This window comes from Shimia sp. Alg240-R146, assembly GCF_947331465.1.
Classification (GTDB): Bacteria; Pseudomonadota; Alphaproteobacteria; order Rhodobacterales; family Rhodobacteraceae; genus Shimia.
Genome location: NZ_CAMZOK010000002.1, coordinates 134,027 through 156,469, shown reverse-complemented (window position 1 = coordinate 156,469; position 22,443 = coordinate 134,027). Strand labels below are relative to the sequence as shown.

24 protein-coding genes are annotated in these 22,443 nt (G+C 54.4%); 12 read left to right on the top strand and 12 right to left on the bottom strand.

The window, feature by feature from the left end; genetic code table 11:
• Window positions 1-151: 151 nt before the first annotated feature.
• Window positions 152-1,231 carry a response regulator gene (locus PG871_RS09925; protein ID WP_270729004.1) on the top strand — a complete coding sequence of 360 codons (1,080 nt, stop codon included), beginning with the start codon at window positions 152-154 and terminating at the stop codon, window positions 1,229-1,231.
• A gap of 65 nt (window positions 1,232-1,296) precedes the next feature.
• Here PG871_RS09925 and PG871_RS09920 read toward each other — a convergent pair whose 3' ends face one another.
• Window positions 1,297-1,884, bottom strand: a complete 588-nt coding sequence (locus tag PG871_RS09920) for an acyl-homoserine-lactone synthase (RefSeq protein ID WP_270729003.1) — start codon at window positions 1,882-1,884, stop codon at window positions 1,297-1,299.
• A 576-nt stretch (window positions 1,885-2,460) separates the two neighbouring features.
• On the opposite strand from PG871_RS09920, the gene PG871_RS09915 reads away from it, so the two are divergent.
• The 3 genes from PG871_RS09915 (at window position 2,461) to PG871_RS09905 (ending at window position 4,733) form a co-directional block, all read left to right on the top strand.
• On the top strand, window positions 2,461-2,829 hold the full coding sequence (locus PG871_RS09915) for a hypothetical protein (RefSeq protein WP_270729001.1): 369 nt from the start codon (window positions 2,461-2,463) through the stop codon (window positions 2,827-2,829).
• Between the two features lie 110 nt (window positions 2,830-2,939).
• Window positions 2,940-4,376, top strand: a complete 1,437-nt coding sequence (locus tag PG871_RS09910; RefSeq protein ID WP_270728999.1) for a sensor histidine kinase — start codon at window positions 2,940-2,942, stop codon at window positions 4,374-4,376.
• An 18-nt stretch (window positions 4,377-4,394) separates the two neighbouring features.
• On the top strand, window positions 4,395-4,733 hold the full coding sequence (locus PG871_RS09905; protein WP_270728998.1) for an Hpt domain-containing protein: 339 nt from the start codon (window positions 4,395-4,397) through the stop codon (window positions 4,731-4,733).
• Between the two features lie 5 nt (window positions 4,734-4,738).
• Here the strand turns inward: PG871_RS09905 and PG871_RS09900 are convergent, their stop codons facing one another.
• Entirely contained in the window at window positions 4,739-5,125 is a 387-nt protein-coding gene (locus PG871_RS09900; RefSeq protein WP_270728997.1) for a response regulator, read from the bottom strand.
• A 204-nt stretch (window positions 5,126-5,329) separates the two neighbouring features.
• On the opposite strand from PG871_RS09900, the gene PG871_RS09895 reads away from it, so the two are divergent.
• A complete protein-coding gene (locus tag PG871_RS09895) occupies window positions 5,330-6,094 on the top strand; it encodes an enoyl-CoA hydratase/isomerase family protein (RefSeq protein ID WP_270728996.1) in 765 nt (254 codons plus the stop codon).
• Window positions 6,095-6,154: 60 nt separating this feature from the next.
• On the opposite strand, the gene PG871_RS09890 is transcribed toward PG871_RS09895, so the two are convergent.
• The 3 genes from PG871_RS09890 to PG871_RS09880 all read right to left on the bottom strand — a co-directional run bounded on the left by PG871_RS09890 (window position 6,155) and on the right by PG871_RS09880 (window position 9,269).
• Window positions 6,155-8,395 carry a xanthine dehydrogenase family protein molybdopterin-binding subunit gene (locus PG871_RS09890; RefSeq protein ID WP_270728995.1) on the bottom strand — a complete coding sequence of 747 codons (2,241 nt, stop codon included), beginning with the start codon at window positions 8,393-8,395 and terminating at the stop codon, window positions 6,155-6,157.
• Window positions 8,396-8,398: 3 nt separating this feature from the next.
• On the bottom strand, window positions 8,399-8,857 hold the full coding sequence (locus PG871_RS09885) for a (2Fe-2S)-binding protein (RefSeq protein ID WP_270728994.1): 459 nt from the start codon (window positions 8,855-8,857) through the stop codon (window positions 8,399-8,401).
• 181 nt (window positions 8,858-9,038) lie between these two features.
• Window positions 9,039-9,269, bottom strand: a complete 231-nt coding sequence (locus PG871_RS09880) for a hypothetical protein (RefSeq protein ID WP_270728993.1) — start codon at window positions 9,267-9,269, stop codon at window positions 9,039-9,041.
• 624 nt (window positions 9,270-9,893) lie between these two features.
• On the opposite strand from PG871_RS09880, the gene gap reads away from it, so the two are divergent.
• The 5 genes from gap (at window position 9,894) to PG871_RS09855 (ending at window position 15,298) form a co-directional block, all read left to right on the top strand.
• Window positions 9,894-10,892: a type I glyceraldehyde-3-phosphate dehydrogenase gene (gene gap, locus PG871_RS09875; RefSeq protein WP_270728992.1), complete on the top strand. Its 999-nt coding sequence runs from the start codon at window positions 9,894-9,896 to the stop codon at window positions 10,890-10,892.
• Between the two features lie 89 nt (window positions 10,893-10,981).
• The gene (locus PG871_RS09870) at window positions 10,982-11,125 is read left to right on the top strand and encodes a hypothetical protein (protein WP_270728989.1); all 144 of its coding nucleotides are present in this window, start codon (window positions 10,982-10,984) and stop codon (window positions 11,123-11,125) included.
• A 100-nt stretch (window positions 11,126-11,225) separates the two neighbouring features.
• Window positions 11,226-13,133: an AsmA family protein gene (locus PG871_RS09865; protein ID WP_270728988.1), complete on the top strand. Its 1,908-nt coding sequence runs from the start codon at window positions 11,226-11,228 to the stop codon at window positions 13,131-13,133.
• 39 nt (window positions 13,134-13,172) lie between these two features.
• Window positions 13,173-14,342 carry a multidrug effflux MFS transporter gene (locus tag PG871_RS09860; RefSeq protein WP_333559665.1) on the top strand — a complete coding sequence of 390 codons (1,170 nt, stop codon included), beginning with the start codon at window positions 13,173-13,175 and terminating at the stop codon, window positions 14,340-14,342.
• Between the two features lie 305 nt (window positions 14,343-14,647).
• Window positions 14,648-15,298 carry a prephenate dehydrogenase gene (locus PG871_RS09855; RefSeq protein WP_270728985.1) on the top strand — a complete coding sequence of 217 codons (651 nt, stop codon included), beginning with the start codon at window positions 14,648-14,650 and terminating at the stop codon, window positions 15,296-15,298.
• A gap of 9 nt (window positions 15,299-15,307) precedes the next feature.
• On the opposite strand, the gene PG871_RS09850 is transcribed toward PG871_RS09855, so the two are convergent.
• Both PG871_RS09850 and PG871_RS09845 read right to left on the bottom strand, forming a co-directional pair.
• On the bottom strand, window positions 15,308-16,036 hold the full coding sequence (locus PG871_RS09850; RefSeq protein WP_270728984.1) for a hypothetical protein: 729 nt from the start codon (window positions 16,034-16,036) through the stop codon (window positions 15,308-15,310).
• Window positions 16,037-16,130: 94 nt separating this feature from the next.
• Entirely contained in the window at window positions 16,131-16,724 is a 594-nt protein-coding gene (locus PG871_RS09845) for a GcrA family cell cycle regulator (RefSeq protein WP_270728983.1), read from the bottom strand.
• Window positions 16,725-16,861: 137 nt separating this feature from the next.
• On the opposite strand from PG871_RS09845, the gene PG871_RS09840 reads away from it, so the two are divergent.
• Window positions 16,862-17,662 carry an ABC transporter permease gene (locus PG871_RS09840; RefSeq protein WP_270728981.1) on the top strand — a complete coding sequence of 267 codons (801 nt, stop codon included), beginning with the start codon at window positions 16,862-16,864 and terminating at the stop codon, window positions 17,660-17,662.
• On the opposite strand, the gene PG871_RS09835 is transcribed toward PG871_RS09840, so the two are convergent.
• From PG871_RS09835 to PG871_RS09825, 3 genes are read right to left on the bottom strand one after another with little or no spacing between them, the layout of a single operon-like run.
• A complete protein-coding gene (locus tag PG871_RS09835) occupies window positions 17,652-18,986 on the bottom strand; it encodes an MATE family efflux transporter (protein WP_270728980.1) in 1,335 nt (444 codons plus the stop codon). The genes PG871_RS09840 and PG871_RS09835 overlap by 11 nt on opposite strands.
• Complete coding sequence (locus tag PG871_RS09830) at window positions 18,979-19,488, bottom strand: PaaI family thioesterase (protein WP_270728979.1); 510 nt, start codon at window positions 19,486-19,488, stop codon at window positions 18,979-18,981. Before PG871_RS09830 ends, PG871_RS09835 begins: the two co-directional genes overlap by 8 nt.
• A gap of 1 nt (window position 19,489) precedes the next feature.
• The gene (locus PG871_RS09825) at window positions 19,490-19,912 is read right to left on the bottom strand and encodes a PaaI family thioesterase (RefSeq protein ID WP_270730854.1); all 423 of its coding nucleotides are present in this window, start codon (window positions 19,910-19,912) and stop codon (window positions 19,490-19,492) included.
• A gap of 116 nt (window positions 19,913-20,028) precedes the next feature.
• On the opposite strand from PG871_RS09825, the gene PG871_RS09820 reads away from it, so the two are divergent.
• On the top strand, window positions 20,029-20,403 hold the full coding sequence (locus PG871_RS09820) for a MerR family transcriptional regulator (RefSeq protein ID WP_054002236.1): 375 nt from the start codon (window positions 20,029-20,031) through the stop codon (window positions 20,401-20,403).
• A 24-nt stretch (window positions 20,404-20,427) separates the two neighbouring features.
• Here PG871_RS09820 and PG871_RS09815 read toward each other — a convergent pair whose 3' ends face one another.
• Window positions 20,428-21,189 (bottom strand): hypothetical protein, encoded by a 762-nt coding sequence (locus PG871_RS09815; protein ID WP_270728975.1) that lies wholly within the window; start codon window positions 21,187-21,189, stop codon window positions 20,428-20,430.
• Window positions 21,186-22,256: a GSCFA domain-containing protein gene (locus PG871_RS09810; protein ID WP_270728974.1), complete on the bottom strand. Its 1,071-nt coding sequence runs from the start codon at window positions 22,254-22,256 to the stop codon at window positions 21,186-21,188. The genes PG871_RS09815 and PG871_RS09810 overlap by 4 nt, the downstream gene beginning before the upstream one ends.
• Window positions 22,257-22,443: the final 187 nt, after the last annotated feature.

Genomic DNA, 22,443 nt, shown 5'->3' with positions numbered 1-22,443 from the left:
ATTCAAAAATTCTAATTGGTCCAGCTTTCGCCCCTTTCTCGACGCATTCCATCGGCACTTTAGCTCCAAAGGCTGACACACCCACGTCGGCCGTGCGTATGAAACGGTTTGGGTAGAACTTGGAATTTTTGCACCCAAGAAGGGGCTGAGAATGAAGATTTTGGCCGTCGACGACGACGAGAACATTTGCGCGCTGCTTACCGAAGCTGTGGCCGCCAAAACTAATCACGAATTGGTAACGGTGCCATCCGGACCAGAGGCTATTCGCGCCATAGCGCGTCAGACGACTCCGTTTGATTGCTTTCTATTGGACATCCAGATGCCGGTCATGGACGGCATCACGTTGGCTGAAAAAATCCGAAAAACTAAGGGGTATGCCCGCACGCCAATCATTATGCTGACGGCCATGTCTCAAAAACGGTATATCGACGGCGCCTTTGCCGCTGGTGCGACCGACTATATCACCAAGCCGTTCGACTTTCTCGAGCTGTTTAGCCGCATAGGCGTCGCTGACAAATTGGTTGGAGAACAGCAGCGGGTAATCGCATCGACCTCCGAGATGACCGCACTCAAGCGTGATCTTATACAGAGTACGACTCACAGCCTGAATGAGCCTGTCGAAATTATTGGTGTAACTCAGGTCGTTGGCTATGTGGCCTTTGAAAACTACATTATGCAACTTTCGCGTTCCAAGCTGCTACGTAGCTCTGTTTTTGCGGTGAAGATCGCCGGTGTGGAAAAGATATTTAATAAGTCAGACCCGATCATCTTCAGGCAAATGCTGACCGACATCTCAAGCGAGATCGTATCGGTACTGGCAGATAACGGGGCAATGGCCGCCTATCGCGGCAACGGCGTCTTTCTTTGCTTGCTGCCACGCAACAGCGGGTTTTCACACGTGAAGTACGAGCTCGATCTTAATACCCGGCTAGAATACTGCCCAGCGCTGCGCGACATCGAAACCCCAGCCAAGATCTGTGTTGGTGAGGCATTCAGTCTGCGTTCGTTAACACGGGCAGGTGCTCTCTTTTCTCTTCAGAAAGCGTCGGCAAGCGCCGAGGTGCGCGCCAAGAGCCAGAAAGAAGTTCTGGCCTTGTTGCGCAAATCTGTGCGCTTGGCTCCGCGTACTGGGTTTCAAACGGAAATGGAGCGCCGGGCGTACGAAGTTTTGCTGCAAGACGCATTGAAAGAAGACACTACGGGCGACGGCCGCGCGACGGCCTTCGGGTGAGTTCGAAACGCAACGGACCGGCTTTGAGCCGGTCCATTTTTTTGCCTGTGCAAGAATAAATTGGTCTAGTGCGGCACCGCAGTCAGATCCATCCGCGCGACTTGGACGCGGGCGCCGTCGATCACCATCACTGGCCCTGCCTTCTCCGCAACCAGCCCCAATCGACCAATCCAGCGCGACCATACTGCAGGTACCAAACCAAGAACCTGCCGTGCATTTAAGGCGCGGGACGTCTCGATCAACTGCATCATGAGTTGTGTTTGAACCTTAGTGCGCTGCTCCGCAGGCACAAGGTGGGACACAAAGACCCGACTGGATTCCCAGACGTCCGGATCCACCGGAGCTTCGAAATCCAGCAAATCAGACGGTATTGAATCCAACATGCCTTTTTGGGCATCCCGGATCATATAAGTGTACATCCCACATTTTGCTGTCGTGGGTGTCAAACGGATGCCGGCCAATATTTTGTCACCGTCATGGACAGCGATCCAGCGGCTGGCCGGCGTATCATACTGATCGTACTCCATGCCCTCAGCTTCGGGCAGGTCCCAGTTGTTCTGGACAATGAAAGACTGCTTTCGCGCTTTCAAAAGATTTACCATCAGTTCGCCATGCTGATGCATGTTTTCAAACGATAGGGTGGTCGCAAGCATTGCGCTTAGTCTCCGGAATTTAGTCGACACAAAGTGATCACTCACAAACACCGGACCGCGGCAAAGTAGATTGGGGACCCGGAACGCGTTACAAAACCAAAAAACCACGTACACCACAAAGAGGTCGGACCTTTGCCACACCCATCCCCAACGGCGCCAACGCTGTGGTACGTTTTCCACTTTCAATGGCAACGTGATCCACAAAAAACTCAAAAACGCATTCTGCGTTTGAAACGGGGCAACTGCTCGACCTCTCCAAGCAATTGACGCACACTTTGGTGTTCTTTCCAATATGTTTTTCTACCTTTCCGGCACTTCCGTTACGTCTGCCTCAACCTAGAAAAGGGTAGCGATGCACAAGTTCGCGGCAATGCCTCTATTTTATTGGGCATTTTGGGTCATTGATTGAGAATGGAAAAATTCTGAGGTTCGCAATGCCGATCTCATTTTTTTAGATCCCATAAATAGCCCAAGCTCACCACGAAATTGCCCACTTATTCATTCAGGTTGGAATCGTCGCTGCAATTTTCCGCGGCATTTTGAGTAATGAGAAAGCCAGCAATGCACCCATATTTCATGAATTTTCACGTCAAAGGTGAAGTCGCAGGCACGTTGCTTTTGAAGTCTGCGCAACCGAAACTCTTGGTGGATATCTCCCCTCAAGCCGCGGCACAAACACAGGCTCCGGGGTTTCGGTATCCCAAAAGGGTGTGCTTCACCATTCGAGAGGATCGTTTGATCCATCGCTTTCAAAGCGAAATCTCAATCGGGGACGTGATTGAGGCACATGGTGCTTTTGAGCAATCCGGATACCTCCCACATGGTAACAAGCACGTAGACACAACATTTGAGATGCGTAGCTTTCTGCTACGTGCCGGGAAACAACCCGATTTGTCCTACGCGGGACGCGTTTATCAAGTTGCGCCGCACACGCCTACGCACTGACGCCAAAGCGACCCAATCTCGGCACAGGCGATCCATTCTCCAGCCACATTTGCGCATTAAGACCGTGTAAACCATGCCGCGCATTGTGGCACTAAAACGTGGAAACGCAGATGATTGACGGCAAAACAAAGTCTTACCACTGGCTGCAAGTCTGGGCCTTCCGCTGGTCACGTCGACTACGGACGATGTTTCCTTCCGCGCGCATCTCTGTCGAAGAAGCGCGTCGCCTTAAGAAGCAAATGCATGACTTTGCCAGCGGTGGTCTGGCGCTTTTTTGGCAACGCCAAGGGATTTATGCCGGCGCCGCGATCCTCTGCGGGTTCTACTATTCGATACCAATTGCAGTGCTTTGTTATCTGCTCTGTCAGGCGACTGACCTTTTCGATAGCCTCATTTCCTTACGTGTCATCAACCGCAAAGATCACTCTTTCCGTCACAGTATTGTGCTGCTGAAATGGCTGTTCTTCTCAAATACTCTGAGCTCACTGGCGGTGGCGATTTTTACCCTGCTGATTGCCAAGCTTGAAGGCCCAACAGAGCATTTTTCATCCCTGTTCTTCTTGTTTGCTGCCGGTCTGTTTGCGGCGGTAAACAACCACCAATTGCCGCAGGTTCTGGCGGTGCGCTTGGTGATCTATGGCGGTTTGTTCATCTTCATTCCCGGCGCAGATATCTGGAACGAACATACTTCGTATCAATCCACAGCCTGGTTGCACTTTGCGACTGCATTGTTTGTTCTGTACTTCGTGCTGGAATGCTCCGTCATCTTCTTGAGACTCTATCAAAAAGGTCTGGATCAACTGGATGCGCTACGGGCCGAGCGGGACCGGGCACAAGAGAGTTATGAGGTGAAATCCCAGTTCGTATCGGTAGTGAGCCATGAATTACGCACGCCTTTGACGTCAATTAACGGTTCGCTCACTTTGCTGCGCGAAACCGATCTGGCGAAAAATCCGGACAGCGCGACCCGTATGCTCGACATTGCCCACAAAAACAGCCAGCGCCTAAGCAAGTTGATCAATGACTTGCTCGACATCCAGAAGATGGAGGCGCACAAGATGACCTACTTCTTCTCGGCAACTGATCTTGGCGAGTTGATTGAGGAAGCCGCACAGTCCGTCGCACCCTATGCAGATCAGTTTGAAACAGTGATCCGTGTCACGTGCCCCAAGCGCCCGATCACCATTCGCGCGGACCATGAACGTATGATGCAGGTTTTGGACAATCTTCTGTCCAATGCGGTAAAGTTTTCGCATCGTGGCTCCTACATTGAACTAAGCGCCAGCCTTGAAGACGACCACCCCGTACTCAAAGTACGCGATTTCGGAATTGGGATTCCGGACGACGCGCGAGACCTGGTGTTTGAGAAGTTTTCGCAGGTCGACAACTCAGACCGCCGAGACTTTGATGGCACGGGATTGGGGTTGTCTATTGTTCGCCAAATTGTCGATGATCATGGCGCCGAAATCGACTTTGAAAGCGCTCCGGGCGAAGGCACGTGTTTCTATGTGACATTCCCGCCGTCAAGTGGCGACACCAACGAATAACGATCAAAGGCTTTCACAGTGTTTCCACAAGAGCATCAAGAACAATTCGCAAAACTTCGCCAGCATTTTCTGGCTACGCTTCCTCAACGTGAAGCCGAAATCGAAGACATGGTTACAGTATTGATGGAGTCAGGCCCCAACCGGACGGTTTACGAAGACCTTTTCATTGCGACTCACAAATTGGCTGGCATTTCGGCTACATATGGCATGGCCGCGCTTGGTAGTCGCGCGGAGGCCGCCGAAGCTTTGGTCGATCAAGCGCGCAAGCGTCGCCCAGATGAATCTTCATTTTACGAAATTTTAGTCGCAACTGATCTGCTCACGGAAGAGCTACGGCGCGTTTCTGCGCTTGATTGACGCGACTAGCTCGCGCTCTTGGCAACCATTGATCGGATCTGATCAGGCAATGCCACTGGATCAAAAGGCTTTTGAATGGCACCGACAGCCAAGGTTCTGATTTCATCCTGATGTTCGGTAGCAATGTTTTTTGAGGTCATAAAAATTGCCGGGACCTCCTTTAAAGACGTCTGAGCACGGATTGCCACAATCGTTTCGACGCCGGTCATACCTGGCATCATCATGTCCAACAGAAATACGTCTGGCGAAAAAGCCTCTGCCTTTTCAATTGCTTCCATACCACTGGCGCATTGTAAGACTTCGAACCCTCCAAGTTCAGCCAGCGCCAAATAGGCAATCTCCCGAATGTCGGGATCATCCTCAACGTGCAAAATCTTACGAAAGTCGTTCATTGGCTTACGCCTTATTGCTCCATCCCGGAACAACTTTACCTTTACCGCCCCATTTTTTAAAGGTTACTGCGCGAAGACATACGGCGTCTGTGACTAATCTGCCCTGTGTCCTTAACGCTTTGTAACGTGGCGTTCGTGCCTTTTCTGCGCCTTTGCCTCGCATGAGTTCACCGCATAGTCTTTCCGCAACTGATAGGAGACCCCATGACCGAGAACGCGATCCTGCAAGAGCGGCGGGGCAATGCCCTTGTCCTGACCTTGAATGACCCGGCACGACTGAACCCGATTGGTGCCGGGACACGTCAGGCGCTGAGTGACGCCCTCCAAGAGGCCGAAGCCGACCCGACCCTGCGCGCGATTATCCTAACCGGGGCGGGCGGTAACTTTTCGTCCGGTGGAGACATTTCGACCATGGACGCCCCGCAACGTCTCAAACGCATCAACTTTGAGCAGGTCAAGCACTTGGCCAATCAGATGACCGGTGCCTCCGTTCCAGTCATCGCTGCAGTCGAGGGGTGGGCCGCCGGCGCAGGCCTAGCTTTGGCGATGTTGTGTGACACGGTGATCGCGGGCAAATCCGCTCGTTTCATGTCCGCATTCCCAAAGATCGGCTTGATGCCAGACTATGGCCTTCTGGGTTCCCTTCCCGCCCGCGTTGGCCAGGCCCGCGCACGCCAAATCATGCTTTACGCCAAACCCGTGAGCGCAGAGGACGGACATAGTTATGGGATGGTTGACGCGCTGTGCGACGACGGTCAGGCCGTGGCGGAGGCTTTGAGTCTCGCGGACCACATTGAAACTCTCGCCCCGGGCGCGCTTCGCGCGATCAAGGCATTCGACTCCGGCCGTTTGGACCGCGCCATCGATTATGAGCGCGACGTACAACCAGGCCTGTTGGACAGCGAGAATGCCAAAGAGGGCCGCGCCGCCTTTTTTGAAAAACGCCCACCAAACTTCAAGTCAGTCTAGGGTGCACAACAGTAAAAAGCCCCCGCGACCAGGCGGTTGCGGGGGCTTTTTCATTTCACCTTACACAAAGTCGATGTGCTTATAGAGTGGCAATTCGCGGATCCTCTGGCCTGTGGCCGCAAAGATCGCATTTGCCAAAGCCGGCGCCGCTGGAGGCACCGGAGGTTCGCCAATCCCGCGCACGCTTGTGCTATTCTCCAAACCTTTGACAAAGATCTCGGGGCATTGGTGCATGCGCATACCTTCCGCATCCCAATAGTTCGCTTGCTCCGCCATTCCATCGGAATAGGTGATCTCACTATTCATTGCATGACCAAGGCCAAAGATAACGCCACCTTGCACAAGGTTCTCAAAGTTAATCGGATCAACCACCGTGCCCACGTCAGCTGCGACCCAAACCTTGTTGATCCGGATGCCGTCTTCGGTGTTGGTGACTTCAATTACCTCCGCAGTCGGAACGCCGAAGCTTTCGACAAAGGCAACTCCGCGACCGGTGTTTGCGGGCAAGGCGCTGCCCCAATTCGACATCTCTCCAACCGCCTCAAGCACCTTTCGACTTACGTCGTGCTGCATAAGACGGATGCGTTCAGCCAACGGATCTGCGCCCGCTTCATGGATCAGCTCATCCAGCAAGCTGTCAAAGAAAAAACCCCCAGCCGATGCCCCAACGGAACGCCAGCTTGATGTTGGCGCAAGTTCCGGCACGCGGTAAGCCCGCATGCGGCTATTGGGAATGGAATAGGGGTTGTTCCAGGCACCTGCGGAAATCTGTGTGTCTGGCCCCGGCACTGACAAGCCAGCGCGACCCATTTGCGAATTTATCACCGACGGCATGGCCACTGACAAATCCACTGCAACAACTTTGCCATCTTGTACAGCTCCGCTGCCTCTGGCCATGCCGATGTGACGCGGGAAGTCGTGTGCGAAATCCTCTTCGCGCGAATAAGTCAATTTGACCGGAGTACCGCGCATTTGGTTGGCCACTTCAGCCGCCAATTTAACATGCTCGAATTCAAGGCGATGGCCAAAGCTACCGCCCATGAACTGGTTATGGAAATCAACTTGTTCCGGATCGTGGCCAGTGACCGCAGCTACCTGCTGTTGCAACATGCGCGGTATTTGATGACCGGTCCAAACTGTTACTTTGTCATCTTCCACCAAGACTGTCGCGTTCAGCGGCTCAAGTGGTGCGTGGGCAACGTAAGGCACGCGGTACTCCACATCGACAGCTTTGCCGCCAGCCAGGGCTTGATCCACATCGCCGTCGTGGCGCCACTCCTTGTCCAACCGGTCCTCGACAAATGATGCCGCCACCTCGGCCCAGTGGTCATCTTGCTCGGCGGGGTAAGGTGCTGGCCCCCAATCAAACTCAATGGCCTGCGCCGCCTGAATTGCGCGCCATGTGTTGTCGGCAACCACGGCCACGCCGCCAGACACATCGACAATTTTCTGAACTCCACGCATTTCCTTCGCCGCATCAGCATCGTAGCCATTCAAAGCCCCACCCTGACGCGGGTTGCACACGACAGCAGCGTGAACAGCGCCATCAACATCAACGTCAATGCCGTAATTCATTGTGCCGGTAGATTTCGACATGATATCAAGTCGCTGCATCGGTTTCCCGATCAGGCGCCACTCGCTGGGCTCCCGCAGTTTGATTTCCCGAACCGGATCCAATTTGGCTGCTTCACCCGCCAACGCGGTGTATGCAAGCTCCGATCCATCGGGCAAAACAACAGCCCCGTTGGCGGTCTTTAGGTCGCTGACAGGCACACCGCTGAGATTTGACGCGGCCAACTTCAGCGTTTCGCGGGCCATCGCACCTGCCTCACGCAGTTTGACAAAACTGTCAGGGATCGAACTTGATCCGCCTGTGCCTTGCATACCCAAGAGTTTCAGCAGCCCCCCCATGACCGTGCGCATGCTTTCCGCCGAAAAACTCTTGTCCGTGAACATGAACGGCACGCCATCATCAGCCATTGCACGGTTCCAATAGGCCTTGTCGGGCTTGCCGAAACTGGTTTCGAACTGCCCGAACTCGATGTCGAGCTCTTCGGCAATAAGCGCGGCTTGCGCGTGAGCAATGCCCTGCCCTTTGTCGCCATGTGGGCCGATCAACGTGACTTTTTCGCTGTCGATAATCACCCATGGGTTAAAAGTTGCGGATCCATCCGCAAGGTCATTTTCCAGCGGATTGTCAAAAGGAGTGCGGACTTTGTAGACGCCAAAAGCAACGCCACCGGCCACTGCGGCTGCGCCGATCAAAAACGTACGACGCGCGATTTTTCCAACTTTGTTCATGACTTACCCCTCCCGCAACTTAACGGCGGCTGTCTTTACCGCAGCACGAATGCGAGGATAGGTGCCACAGCGACACAAGTTGCCGGACATAGCATCATCAATATCTTCGTCTGTTGGGTTTGGTGTATCCGACAATAAGGACGCGGCCTGCATGATCTGGCCCGACTGACAATAGCCGCATTGAGCGACCTGATGCTCGACCCAGGCTTCTTGAACAGCATGCATCGCACCCGGCGCGCCCAGCCCGTTGATTGTGGTGACTTCGCCATCCACATCGGAGACCGACGTTTGACAAGACCGCACGGCTACCCCGTCAATATGCACGGTGCACGCCCCACATGCCGCGACTCCACAGCCGTATTTTACACCTTTGATGTTTAGCTCATCTCTCAAAACCCACAGAAGTGGCATGTCATCCTCGACATCCACTTCGTGGCGTTTCCCGTCCACGACCAGTTGCATATGCTGCCTCCCGAAAACTTGGATCCTGTTGCGTTGTTTTAGACAACTTAGTCAGGAATTCTCAGAAAACCACTCGCAGATTGCGCCAATCTCCATGCAAATTGTGACAACCCTTTGCGGGCGAGTGATCTTTGAATGCGTCACAATGCTATTTGGATATCTTTTTTGGAGACGCCAAGCGTTACCAGAAACTCGTCCCCAGAGACCCAGCAGGGCTGCCGCTCAATAGTCGACCGCCTACAGGAATACCTGTCTGCCAATTGATGTGTTCGACGGCGCCCTGAACGGCGATACCCCAATCACGGTACTCCCATATTTGATACTGCGCATGGGCGCTGACAATTCCGATGTCATCGATTGATAACAACTCGCGCAACGTGCCACGTAGCCCATAAAGGCCCACCAATGTCACGCCCAATTGCCACCAGTCCGGCGCGCTTCAAACGCCACTAAAAAACACGCATTATGGCGAGGAACCGGACGAGGTGTTGGTAAACCACGCGTGTTTGATCCTTTACACAGCTTCCCCGTGCCGCAGTTGCCTCGCGTCAAACATAAAACTGCTCGGCCGTTCATTTACGGAGTAAAAGCGGGCAACGTCGCCGGCTTCAGCTGAGTTGGCCGTAGAAAAAACACTGCCAAGGCCAATAGAAAACGCAACGAAACTTTTGAAAATTCGTTTCAGGACAAGCGCCCTGTTGTGAGAAGAATATTGCAGTCAGGTACAATAATGCGCTTACGCGCACGTCCACGTTGCCAAACAACTGGAACCAACCAAATACATCGGACGCCCAATTTGGTGCGAATCGAATGTGACTCCGTTCGGCAACATCCGAACTCGATCATGGTCGCATGACGTGCGGCGGCGTGCGGCAGAAGCCAAATGCGCCAATCTGTTAGCGCCACCGTGAGCGGCAACGGTGGATTTTATCGCTAACATACCGGATTTTCACGCATTCTTACCTTTCAGCGCAGCATTATGTTCCCTATAGGAAACCCAACTCAACCGATCCAATCCGAGAGACAGGAGAGCAGAATGACTGTCACCGTAGGCATCAACGGGTTTGGCCGTATTGGCCGTTCCACCCTCATGCACATCGCAGAAGAAGCCCGCCAAGATGTGCGCGTTGTCAAAGTCAACGCCACCGGCCCGCTGGAAACAGCTGCACACCTGATCCGTTATGACAGTGTACATGGCCGCTTCAAAAACGAGGTTATCTCCGGCAACGGCACAATGGATGTCGGTCAAGGCCCGATGCGCATGTATTCGACCTATGACATGGACGAATTGGATTGGGATGGCGTCGATGTGGTTCTGGAATGTACCGGCAATTTTAACGACGGTGAAAAAGCGAAGAAGCACCTTGAGCGCGGGGCCAAAAAAGTTCTGATCTCCGCGCCGGCCAAAAATGTGCAAAAGACCATTGTTTTTGGCGTGAACGACAGTGCTCTAGAAGCCAACGACAATATGATCTCAAATGGATCCTGCACTACAAACTGCTTAGCCCCCGTAGCCAAAGTTTTGAACAATGCCTTTGGTATCGAGCAGGGTATTATGACCACGATCCACGCCTACACCGGCGATCAGCCCACGCTCGACCGTCGCCACAGCGATCTCTACCGCGCACGTGCCGCTGCTATGTCGATGATCCCGACATCGACCGGTGCGGCCAAGGCTTTGGGTGAAGTGTTGCCGGAATTGAAAGGCAAGCTCGACGGTTCTGCCATTCGAGTTCCAACGCCGAACGTGTCCGCCGTAGACCTGACCTTCACCGCCTCCAAGGACGTGACACAGGCCGACGTAAACGCGGTTATGGCCGAAGCAGCGGCTGGCGAGATGAAAGGCGTGTTGGGCTACAACGACCTGCCGCTGGTCTCCGTGGATTTCAACCACACCACTGAAAGCTCGATCTTTGCGGCCGACCAAACCAAAGTCATCGGCGGTCGTTTGGTGCGCGTGCTAGCATGGTATGACAACGAATGGGGCTTTTCTGCTCGTATGGCGGATGTCGCCGCGAAAATGGGTCGCATCTAAACACGCAGACAGAGACGCAAATTCTTGCGCCCTTGCGGGTGGTCGGGCATACCTTAGCTGACCATCCAATGCAGGGGCGTTTTCACTTCATGACCAATCCAATCGCCGTGTTTCTGGTTTTATTGATCCTCACCGGACTGGGCGTGGATCTGATGTTTAACAGTGGCGACGCCACGCTGGTTATTGTGCGCAAATTTTTCGATTTGATTGAATGGGTCGCCTTTTGGCGATGACCTTTTTCTGAGCCGAGCTTTGCCGTTTTCCCCCACCTGCCCCATTGCACCGCGACGTCGCAAGCCGCTAGGCTGAGCCTGAGCAGCAAAGAGGTGCAAAATGCGCATCATCCGAATTCTTCTTGCGGTGGCCGTTGCCGCTGTCATTGGTCTGATCGCCTTGATCGCGATCCTGCCAGGTGAGAAAATCGCAGCCATCGCGGCGGATCAAGTCAAGGCCGCAACCGGGCGGGATCTCAATTTCGAAGGTGACGTCGGAATAAGCTGGTATCCGATTTTGGGAGTCTCCACCGGCAGGGTTGCTTTTGGGAATGCGCCCTGGTCCGAGAATGGTCCGATGTTTTCGGCCCAAAAGGCTGCCATCGGGGTCGATGTCCTCGCAGCACTTTCCGGCAATATACGCATCAAGAAAATCGAGCTGATCGGCCCTGATATCTTGCTGGAGCAAACTGCTGACGGTCGTGCGAATTGGGATATTGCATCTTCTTCCGCCCCAGTCGGAAGCGAACCCAGCACTGGTTCGACACTGGAGGGGTTCGCGCTTGAAAACATGGTGGTTCGCGACGCCCGACTGCGTTTCCTTGTCGAAGGCGAGACTCCTATCGAAATCACCCGACTGGGAGCCACTTTGGCGTGGGCGGACCGATCCGCCCCGGCCCAAATTACCCTTTCGGCGCAGCCAGCCAGCGCACCTGTGACGATCGACGCAACAGTGACTGATCTTGATGCTCTGCTTGCGGGTGCCCTCAGCGAGATAAGCGCAGTTCTTACAGCCGCCAAAGGTACAGTGCAATTTCAGGGCCGCGCAGGCCTTGCGCCAGAAGCCGCAGGCAGAATTTCTGCTGATGTGCCGGACGCTGATGCTTTTCTGGCCGCGCTCGGCCTAGGTGGCGGCCTGCCCGGCCCGGCAACCCTCAGCGGTGACATGACTTTGACCCGAGACTTGCAGCTAAGCCTGCGACAGGGTTCTGTGACTGCGTTTGGCAATTCCATAACAACACAAGCCGATGTCGCTTTGGGCGGCGCAAAGCCGGTGGTGAAGGCGCAAATTGCGGCGCAAAATCTGGACTTTACGACTTTGATGGACGGCGACAACTCCGATGACAGCGGAGAATCGTCTAACGGATCTAGTTGGTCCAAAACTGCAATCGATGCCAGCGCGCTTGGCTTGATCGACGGCACCATCAGCCTCGCCGCCGAAGCCATTGATCTGGGTGATTTTGACATTGGCCGCACAAGAGCAACGGTTACCATCGACAACTCCCGAGCCGTCGCAAAGCTAACGGAACTGCAGGCCTATGACGGCGCGATAACGGGACGGTTTGTAGCCAACAACCGCAACGGTCTATCAGTGCGTGCTGACCTGGACGTCGCTCAAATCGCCTTGCAACCATTTCTCTCCGCCACTGCCAACCTTGGCAGCTTTACCGGTAAGGCAGACCTTAAAACTTCCGTGCTTGGATCCGGACAGTCAATGTTTGCAATCATGAATTCTCTGAAGGGAGAGGGCTCGGTATCTGTTGGCCGCGGTACCATCGAGGGCATTGATCTGGACAAACTTTTGCGTGGAGACGTCTCGGGAGGCACCACAGTTTTTGACAGTATGACGGCCACATGGACAACCCTGAAGGGAGTGATGCGCAACGACGACCTACTAATGGAACTGCCTCGCCTGGCAGCCACAGGGGCAGGCACCATTGGCCTAGGCCTACGTACGATCAACTATGTGGTTTCGCCACAAATTCGGGGCGACGACGCGCCACTTTTAATTGTACCGGTCAAAATTGAAGGCAGTTGGGACAACCCCAGCATTGCACCCGACATGGATCAGGTGATCAAACAGAACCTGGATGAGGAGCGCAAAGCGCTTGAGCAAAAAGCCAAAGACAAACTGGCGAAGGAATTGGATATCGCTCCGGAAGAAAACCAATCCACAGAAGACGCCGTGAAAAAGAAGCTGGAAGAAGAAGCAAAGAAGGGCCTGTTAAAACTTCTTGGCACAGATTAACCACAGACCATGTTCCGCGCTGCCACCTCGCCTCCCAGCTTGACCACTCTGATTCTGCTCACCGCGTTTTCAGTGTTGTCACTCAATATGTTCCTGCCGTCGTTGGCGCATATAGCGGCCGATTTTCAAGTCGACTATGCGATGGCAAACTTATCGATTGCCGGCTACCTCGCGGTCACAGCGGTGTTGCAAGTCATTATGGGTCCGCTATCTGACCGTTTCGGTCGGCGCCCAGTCATGCTGAGCGGTCTCGGAATCTTTAGCTTCGCCTCCATTGGCTGCTTGCTTGCCACCGACATTTGGGTCTTTCTTGGCTTCCGCCTGCTTCAAGGCGCCCTTATATCCGGCATGGCGCTTTCGCGTTCGGCTGTGCGTGACCAACACTCCCCTCAGAAAGCCGCAAGCCTTCTGGGCTACATTTCGATGGCCATGGCCATCGCACCCATGACAGGGCCGTTGCTGGGTGGCATCCTCGATCAACTCTACGGTTGGCGCGCTACATTTGTCTTTTTTGTCGTCTGCGGCTTCCTACTCTGGTGGCTTACCTGGGCAGACATGGGGGAAACAAACCGGAACCGAAGCTCCACTATCAGAGATCAATTCCAAACCTACCCAGAGCTGCTGCGATCCCGGCGGTTTTGGGGATATGCCTTTTGTCTGACGTTTTCTCTTGGCGCATTTTACATTTACATCACCGGCGCGGCGTTGGTGGGCGGCACAATTTTCGACCTGACGACAACCGAAATCGGCGCAAGCGTCGGCATCATTACCTTGGGTTTTGCTGTCGGCAGCTTTTTGTCAGGCCGGTTTGCCAACCGAGTCCCATTGGTGAAAATGGTCATCGCTGGGCGTCTGGTGGCGGCCTGCGGACCAGCGCTTGGCCTGGCGTTTCTGTCATTTGGGCTTGTGCACCCCATCAGCTATTTTGGCGCGATAACCTTAGTTGGTTTGGGCAATGGCCTGACCATTCCGTCGGCCAATAGCGGTGTTATGTCCGTGCGCCCGCAACTTTCGGGTAGTGCCGCAGGGCTTTCCGGGGCAATGGCGGTGGCGAGCGGTGCAATATTGACCTCCTTCACTGGAGCCGTTCTTTCACCGGAAACCGGTGCTGTCGTTCTTATGCTCCTGATACTGGCGAGCGTGTTGCTCTCCTTGCTGGCCGGGCTATATGTGCGCTGGGTCGACATCCGCGATCCGTTGCCAGAATGAAGAAGTATTGACGCCGCGCATTGCGCATGGCACCAATCCGGCATGAAACCGACACGCCTCAACGCTTTCGTCTATTACCCTTCCTCCACATAGGTGGCGGGGCCTTAAACATGCACACCCGCCGCGTCGCGGGGGTTGCATCAGAGGCATCTCAATTGATCAGTTCCCGCTGGCGCGGTCTTTGAAAGGATACGCCCGTGGACCAGATCAGCTCTTCCAGTCGCAAACAGACGCTTGGCCTATTTGGGTTTGGCGCGTTTGGCAAACTCGTCGCCCGTGAATTGGCAACCCATTTTGAGATAACCGTGTGTGATCCGGCTTACGTTGGTGCAGTGCTGGATGACGGTCGCGCCCTTCAGATGCGCGGACTAAATGAAACTGCCCGTTGCGATGTTGTTGTACTTGCGGTTCCTGTTGCACGCCTCGCCCAGCTTTGTCAGCGTATCGCACCACATCTGCGGAGTGGTGCACTGGTACTGGATGTTGGTAGCGTCAAACTCCTCCCAATGCAGGTTATGGCGGATCATCTTCCTGACACCGTTCATATTCTTGGCACACACCCGCTTTTTGGTCCGCAATCTGCTCAAACCGGCATTCGAAACCGCAAAATTGCCCTTTGCCCCTTGCGCGGTAAGCGCACACGCCTTGTGATCAACTTCCTTCGTTCACTTGGATTGGAGGTCATGCTCACCACTCCAGAAGACCACGACCGAGATGCGGCCATGGTCCAAGGTCTCACCCATCTGATCGCCAAAGTTTTAAACGATTTCGGGCCCCTCCCTACTCGGCTCACCACAAAAAGTTTCGACCTACTTCGCGACGCTATTGGCATGGTAAAGGATGACCCGCCAACGGTGTTGCACGCCATAGAGGTTGCAAATCCCTTTTCGGCTGAAGTGCGAGATGCCTTTTTTGAAAAAGCAGATGCCTTACGAACCCAGTTCCAAGCCAAGTAGACACAGGACTTAGAAAGACCCTTTCTGGGTGAAAACAATCACTGCGCCGATTGCTGTTGCCACACCACATAAGAATGCCTGCGTGTTGACCTTCGAGCGCGCCGGTAGTTTCAAACGAACCGATAGGATTATTATGATGCCGCCAACCAGCGCCGTAGCCACTGAATGCGAAGGGCTATAAACCTCGATCCGGGTGCCGGCGTACCCGCCAGCAAACAATGCCAACACGAAAACCCAGCGCATCCATTCTTCGAACTTCTGAGCATACATGCGAAACAGGAACTTGTTCACACCGAAGAGGTGCAAAGTGAAAACGACGGCCGATGTTAAATATACGCCCTGCACATCTTGATTTAAGTGCACGACGGTAGCTCCGAGGAGCGCGCTATAGACCGAAAATGACAGCAAATTTAGGGCCAAACCAAACCGAGACGGTTTGGATGAATGCCTTTTGAATTCAACGAGGTAATACATCAAGAAGCCGAAGAGCATGAAAAAATAGAGTTGATGCTCGATCAACACGTGTACGTCAGGCGCACGCGACCGAATGCTTGTCGTCATGATGCCAATCTTTGGCAACAAATACAAAAACGCATAGCCGAGCCCTAATCCCGACGAGAAGTCTAGCAGCCATCGAGTGGTTCCGGGATACGCGCGAAACACACGAACGGCGCCAATGTGGGCCGTGCTGATGATCGCTAGGGTCAAGATTTCGTTGACGGTCAGAATGCCAAGCAACGACGCCTCCTTAGTTCCGGATACTCTTGAGCATTGCGCACAAAAAAGCCCCAAGGTTCAACTCCTTGGGGCTCCTTTATCGAATTTTTGCGGCTTAGCGCTTGCGATCACGCCGCGCGCTCATCGGTTGGAACGCCACGCCGACATGCGCTTCGCAATACGGTTTACCGGCTTGAACCGGAAGACCGCAGAACCAAAACTCGTCCGTGGCCGGATCGCCGACGGGCCATTTGCAAGTGCGTTCGGTCAACTCCATCAAAGACAGCTTCTTCGCTGACTTTTCAACTTCGTTCACCTTGGCCAGCGCTTCCGGGCTTATTTCGTTAGCCGAAGGCTGCGGAGGCAACGGTTGGCCTGCCGGAATGATCGCCTTACGCAGAGATTGCGCCGGCTTTGCTGCCACAGCTGGTTCCGTCTTTGGCTCAGGTTTGGCCTCAGGCTTGGGCGCTGCTTTTGGTTTGGGCGGCGCCTTGGGCTTGGCCGCCACCTTGGGCTTTGTTGCAGCTTTGGGCTTGGCGTCGGCTTTTGCGCCGCCGCCTGTGGATCGGTTGGACAACCCCAGTCGATGCACCTTGCCGATCACGGCATTGCGGGTCACACCGCCAAGTTCCTTGGCGATCTGGCTGGCCGACTGGCCCTCGCCCCACATTTTTTTCAACAGCTCAACGCGATCGTCGGTCCACGACATACCATATTTCCTCAGCTAAAAAGCGGCCCCCAAAAGGACCGCCCCGCATTTCTTGGTCAGGGGCCTATTCTAATCACCCCAGCCCGAGTTACAAGGCAGAGAATCAGTTTGCAGGCCAATCAGACGCGGGACATATCATGGATAAGCTGGAAATGGGCGTTCGTCGCTTCGGTCTTGTGAATTGGCTGGGGCTAAAAACCCTCGCAATGCGGGAAATTCTGCGTTTCACCACTGTGTGGACTCAAACACTTCTGGCGCCATTGGTGACCGCGGGCCTGTTCCTTCTGATTTTTTCAATTGCCATCGGGCCGGCCCGCGGGGATGTCATGGGCGTTTCCTTCATCACATTTCTTGCTCCCGGGATCATGATGATGACAGTGATCCAGAATGCCTTTGCCAACACCTCCTCCTCCATCGTGATTTCCAAAGTGCAGGGCAACATCGTCGACACTCTGATGCCTCCGATCTCACCGCTGGAAATGGTTTTGGGCTTTCTTGCTGGCGGGGTGGCGCGTGGCGTGGTCGTGGCAGGAGCTATACTTCTGGCTTTGGCTCTTTTTCTCGGCATCGTCCCTGTCTATCCGTTGTGGACGTTGACCTTTGTCGTAATGGGCGGCGCACTTTTGGGGGCGATTGGCTTAGTGGCAGGGATTATTGCGAACAAATTCGATCAGATGGCGGCAATCACCAATTTTATTGTCACGCCATTGGCGTTCCTTTCAGGCACGTTCTATTCCGTGGAAGCCTTGCCTACAGGTCTGCGCACCTTCACGCAGTTTAATCCGGTGTTCTACTTAATCGACGGAGCACGATACGGTGTTATCGGCACCTCCGACGGTACGCCGGAACTTGGCCTTGCGGTGGTGGGCTGCAGTACGTTTCTTGTTATTGCGGTCGCTTGGGCCATGATCAAAACCGGCTACCGGCTCAAGAACTGACCTCTGTCAGCTTCTCTAGTCGTGGATACCGCAAGCCCAACGTCACTCCTCGGGCCACAAAGCTTATCAACAGGGCCCCCCAAAGTCCGTGGTTGCCAAATTGTGGAACCAAAACTAGCACGGCACCCAAATAAATCAGCGCCGAAACGAACATCATATTGCGCATTTCACGCCCCAACGTGGCCCCAATAAAAATACCATCCAACATCCAAGCCGCCACCCCCAAAAGCGGCGCCAGAACCATCCAAACCAGATAGACACGCGCTTCCGTTCGCACATCGCTCGCGGTCGCCATCAGGTCGATGACCGCCCCACCGAACACGGCAAATATCAATGCCAATCCCACCACACAGATCACGCCCCAAAGGCTTGTAAGGAGCGACGCGCGCCGTACACCATCCTTGTCACGTGCGCCGAAAGCTTGCCCGACTAGGGCCTCCACGGAAAAAGCAAACCCGTCCAACGCATAGGCCGTGATGGACAAGAACTGTAATAGCACTTGATTTGCAGCAAGCGTCACGTCCCCAAAATCCGCACCCAGAAACAGAAAGCTGACAAAGATCGCCTGCAACATCAACGACCGCAAAAGGATGTCGCGGTTTACAGTGGCCATTTCGATCAACGCTGTACGCTCAAAAACACGGGCCCAATCCCGCCAGGACGGGCGCGCAAAAGCGTCTCGACACATCCAGAGCGCCAAAGCACAGCCCGTGACTTCTGCAATGACTGTTGCGGTTGCAACTCCGCCGACGCCCCAACCCAGCCCCAGCACAAACCATAGATCCAGCAAGATGTTCAGCCCGTTCATCCAGAGCTGAATCACCAGCACCGCTTTGCTGCGCTCAAGAGCTATCAACCAGCCCGTCAGCCCATAAATCGCTATCGCAGCAGGGGCGGACCAGATGCGGATTGCCAAATACTCTCGCGCCAGTGTTTCAACGTCTGGTGAGGCTGGTGAAAGCATAAAGGCACCACGAAACAACCAGACTTGCGAGGCCACAACCAAAAGTCCGCCGAAGAGGCCCACCATCATCGCGCGCGTTAGCATCGCGGCCACTTCGCCCTGGCGTCCCGCGCCGTGTGCCTTGGCTGTCAGCCCCGTGGTTCCCATTCGAAGAAAGCCAAACACCCAATAGATCGCGCTCAGAATGATCGCGCCGATGCCCACAGCCCCGATCGGTGCCGCCTGCCCCAATTGACCGACAACACCCGTGTCCACTGCACCCAAAATAGGCACTGTGGCATTGGCCAAAACAATTGGAAGTGCTGTTCGCAAAATCCGGCGGTGGGTGATTTCCCCAACGCCGCCTGCGGCCTCATTCATCGCGTGCAGGCATTAGGAAATGTCCGGCGGCCTGCGCGAACGGCTGGTCGCGCTGATCTTGCCATGCTTCGACCTGCACTGAAGCATACCGCCTCCCGGACCGCGTAACCCTGGCCCGCGCGTAAGCATCACGAGGCAAGCCGGAACGAAGGTAGTCCAATGTAAAATCAATGGTTTTTGGCAGACGCGGCAAGTGTCCGCGTGTCAGCTCTTCCATGTCAAACCGCCCCGCTTCGATGTCATCCCAAAGGCTCGCCCACGCAAGCCCAATCACGGCTGTGGTTTCTAGGAATCCCGCAGTGACGCCCCCATGGATCGCAGGAATCATCGGGTTGCCAATCAGCTTGTCATCATAGGGCAATATTGCGGTCAATTCATCTCCGCGGCGGTCGAATTCGATGCCTAGAAACTGGATGTAGGGCACGCCATGCACTAGAGCCGACAAAGCCGCATCGCGCCGCTGTTTGACCACCTGAACGGGATCAGGACGTGAACGCGGCATCCTACTTCCTCTCCACGGTAAATGCACCGGTCGCGGTAGCAACCGGCTGTTCGGTGTCGTCGTCCAGCGCCGTAGCGCGCACAAAGGCGACGGACCGGGTGATGTGATAGCATTCCGCGCGCGTCCGGATCGCCTGCCCTGGCGTTGCCGCGCGCATATAATCGATCCGCAAATCAATTGTCGCCGTGCCTGACGGTGAGGACGGGTGGCTCATCGCCGCTGCGCCACAACATGTGTCCATCAGGGCCGACACCGCCCCTCCGTGCACAACGCCTGTTTCGGGGTCTCCCACGATCTGCTCGCTATACGGCAATTCCATCTCCGCCATTCCATCACCAATGCCGGTCAACTTCATGCCAAGGGCCTGACAATGTGGGATTAGGTTTATGAACTGTTCGGCAAATTTTGACTTGTCGCCCTGCATTTCCGTCCTCGGGGTTGTGTATGTCAATTAAGATCGACATTTTGGCAAAGGAGCAAGGGGGGTGGTTGCCCTAGTCGGGCAAGATAACTAAGTTCCGCGCCAAGGAGATCTGCCAAATGACTGAAAATCGCCTGTCTTTCAAGGAAATGTGCACCCGATTCGATGTCACCCCTCGGACGTTGCGTTACTACGAGTACATCGAGCTTCTTCACCCGGAACGTTCTGGGCGCAGCCGCTATTTCGGGCCACGAGAAATCGCCCGGATGACATTGATCATGCGCGGTCGCCGTTTTGGCATCAAACTCGAAGACATCCGGCAATGGTTATTGATTTACGAACACGAGGGAACGTCCGCTCAAATGCAGGCCTTTGTGGATATGGCCGATCGTCAGTACGCCGAGCTTCTTGAACAGCGCGCGCAACTCGATGAGGCCATGAACGAGCTTAAGGAACTGCGGGACGAAACCGCAGGGTTTCTATCCAAAGCCTGAGATCAACGGAACAGTCCTACCGCCTCAGATTTTCCAACGGTTCCAGCAGGTGCGTCCGTATAAACTATTCATGTGGAACACATCGTTTTCCCGGTGTGCCTTTGGATTTTCCGCACGAAACAACACCGATCCGCGGGAAAACTCTGCTTTTGTCATGATACCATCGCGTAGGGTTTCTTCAGGTTGGTTAAGGACCTCAAAACCCTCAGCCCTCAGCCGTTCCTCTACGCTGTCCATCATCAGGCGCACAAAGGGTTGATCGCCATTGTCCAGAATGGGTTGCATCTGCATTGCGCGCCATTCGATGTCAAACAAGCTTTCGGAGCAAAACGCCTGCCACGCCAAAAATACCGGCTTATCCGTTACTCGTTTCAAAAGACGCGCACAATGCATCATCATCGAAGCATCGATGCCTTCCCAAAGCGTGTCAGCGATCACCGAGTCGCTCACATATTGCTTTGCATCATGACGCGTACTTGGAGTGGCAAACGCTCGGTAGTTGTTAAAAACAGGCGTAGGAAACATACCCATACCCACAAGCAAAAACGCATCGTAGATTTCCGGCTCAACACCACCATTTTTGCCGGATATCTTACAAAAAAAATCCGCCGCTTTGGTGTCGCGTGGGATCACCTTTCCGTCCACGACATCCAGGGTTGCCATGCCATCCGACAGGGCCCCAAAAAACGTCGGAACAAAGTCCTCTCGCGGCGCGTTCCCGTCTTCCCAACCGCCTTTGAGTGCGGCAACATGCGAATTCCCCATCACGCAAATTTGGCGGCTCATGTCTGAAATGCCTCCAACAAAACCTCTTCGCAAACCACGTCGCCGTTGTCGCCTTGTGATACACTGTCGATTTCGGGCTTTGCTTTCGACTTGCCGCCTTTTGGATCATGCTGCTCTAAAAATGCACCCATTGCCGTGTTCACACCGGTATCGGTAACGCTGCGCAAATTCGGTTCAAAAAACATCCCGCGCGTCGCCGGGGCAGTGATCAGCTCATAAGACGGGAAATAGTCCACGTCCCGATAAGTCTCAAACAGCTCACCTGCCACGCCACGCAACACAGATTTAGAATAGGTTGATGCGGCCAACACATGCTGTGCTGAGGCGGTTGCGGTAAGCGGAACAGGTGAAACAGTCACAATCGTTTTCAGAGGCTTGTCCCGCTCGCTGCGCAAGAGTTTCTTTAGCTTGACGAAATCGCTCAATACACGACCATGTCGGTGGTTTTGAAACTCATAAACGTTGGCGTCATAACTTCCGGCAATCGTGCCGGGTGCCGTCGGGAAGACAGTTCCACTTTCCTTATGCGCCCAGGTTTCCGTGAGGCCGAAAGTGAATACAAAGACATCCATTTCCAGCAACATCCGTTTCACTGAGGCCAAGTGCCCGGAACGGGCTCGCAATACCTGTTCTGCGGTTTCAAAACCGCCTGGCTCTACATTGGGCCGTTGCGCATCAAAAAACCGTCCATCCCGCTGCCACACGCGGTCGACCGGCTCTGCCACTCCAAAAGCTTCCCGCGCCAACTGCAGCATTTGCGCCGCAGTATAGATATTGCCATACCGGCACGTATAAATGCCGAATCCGTATTTCCTGGCAAGCTCCGCACTCATTCCCCGCGGCGCGGGTTCATATTGCAAAACGTTGAATTTTCGGGCCCTTAGGTGCCGTGCAATATGTTGCGCAAAACAGCTGCCAGCTGTGGCGATTGCATCGCGTCGCGAGATTCGGAATTTACGACGATAAAGCCCGTCAATCGCCAGCGGATCCTGCTGCGCCACACCCGACCGCCAAAACCCGCGCGTAGGTACGTCTTCATAAGGCGACGCCTCTTTGGATTTACCCATTGCCTGCACTCACTCTTGCTACTTTGATGCGTCCTCCGAGGAGGATCCTCAAGCATACCGACCCGTTCTGCGGTCTTTGAGCCGCAATTCTTACCAGAATCGCAAATACTTGCAGGGGTCGTCAACCATTTCCTCAAAACCTGCCTACCCCGCGATGCGCCCGCCCCCGAGAGACCCAAACAATTGC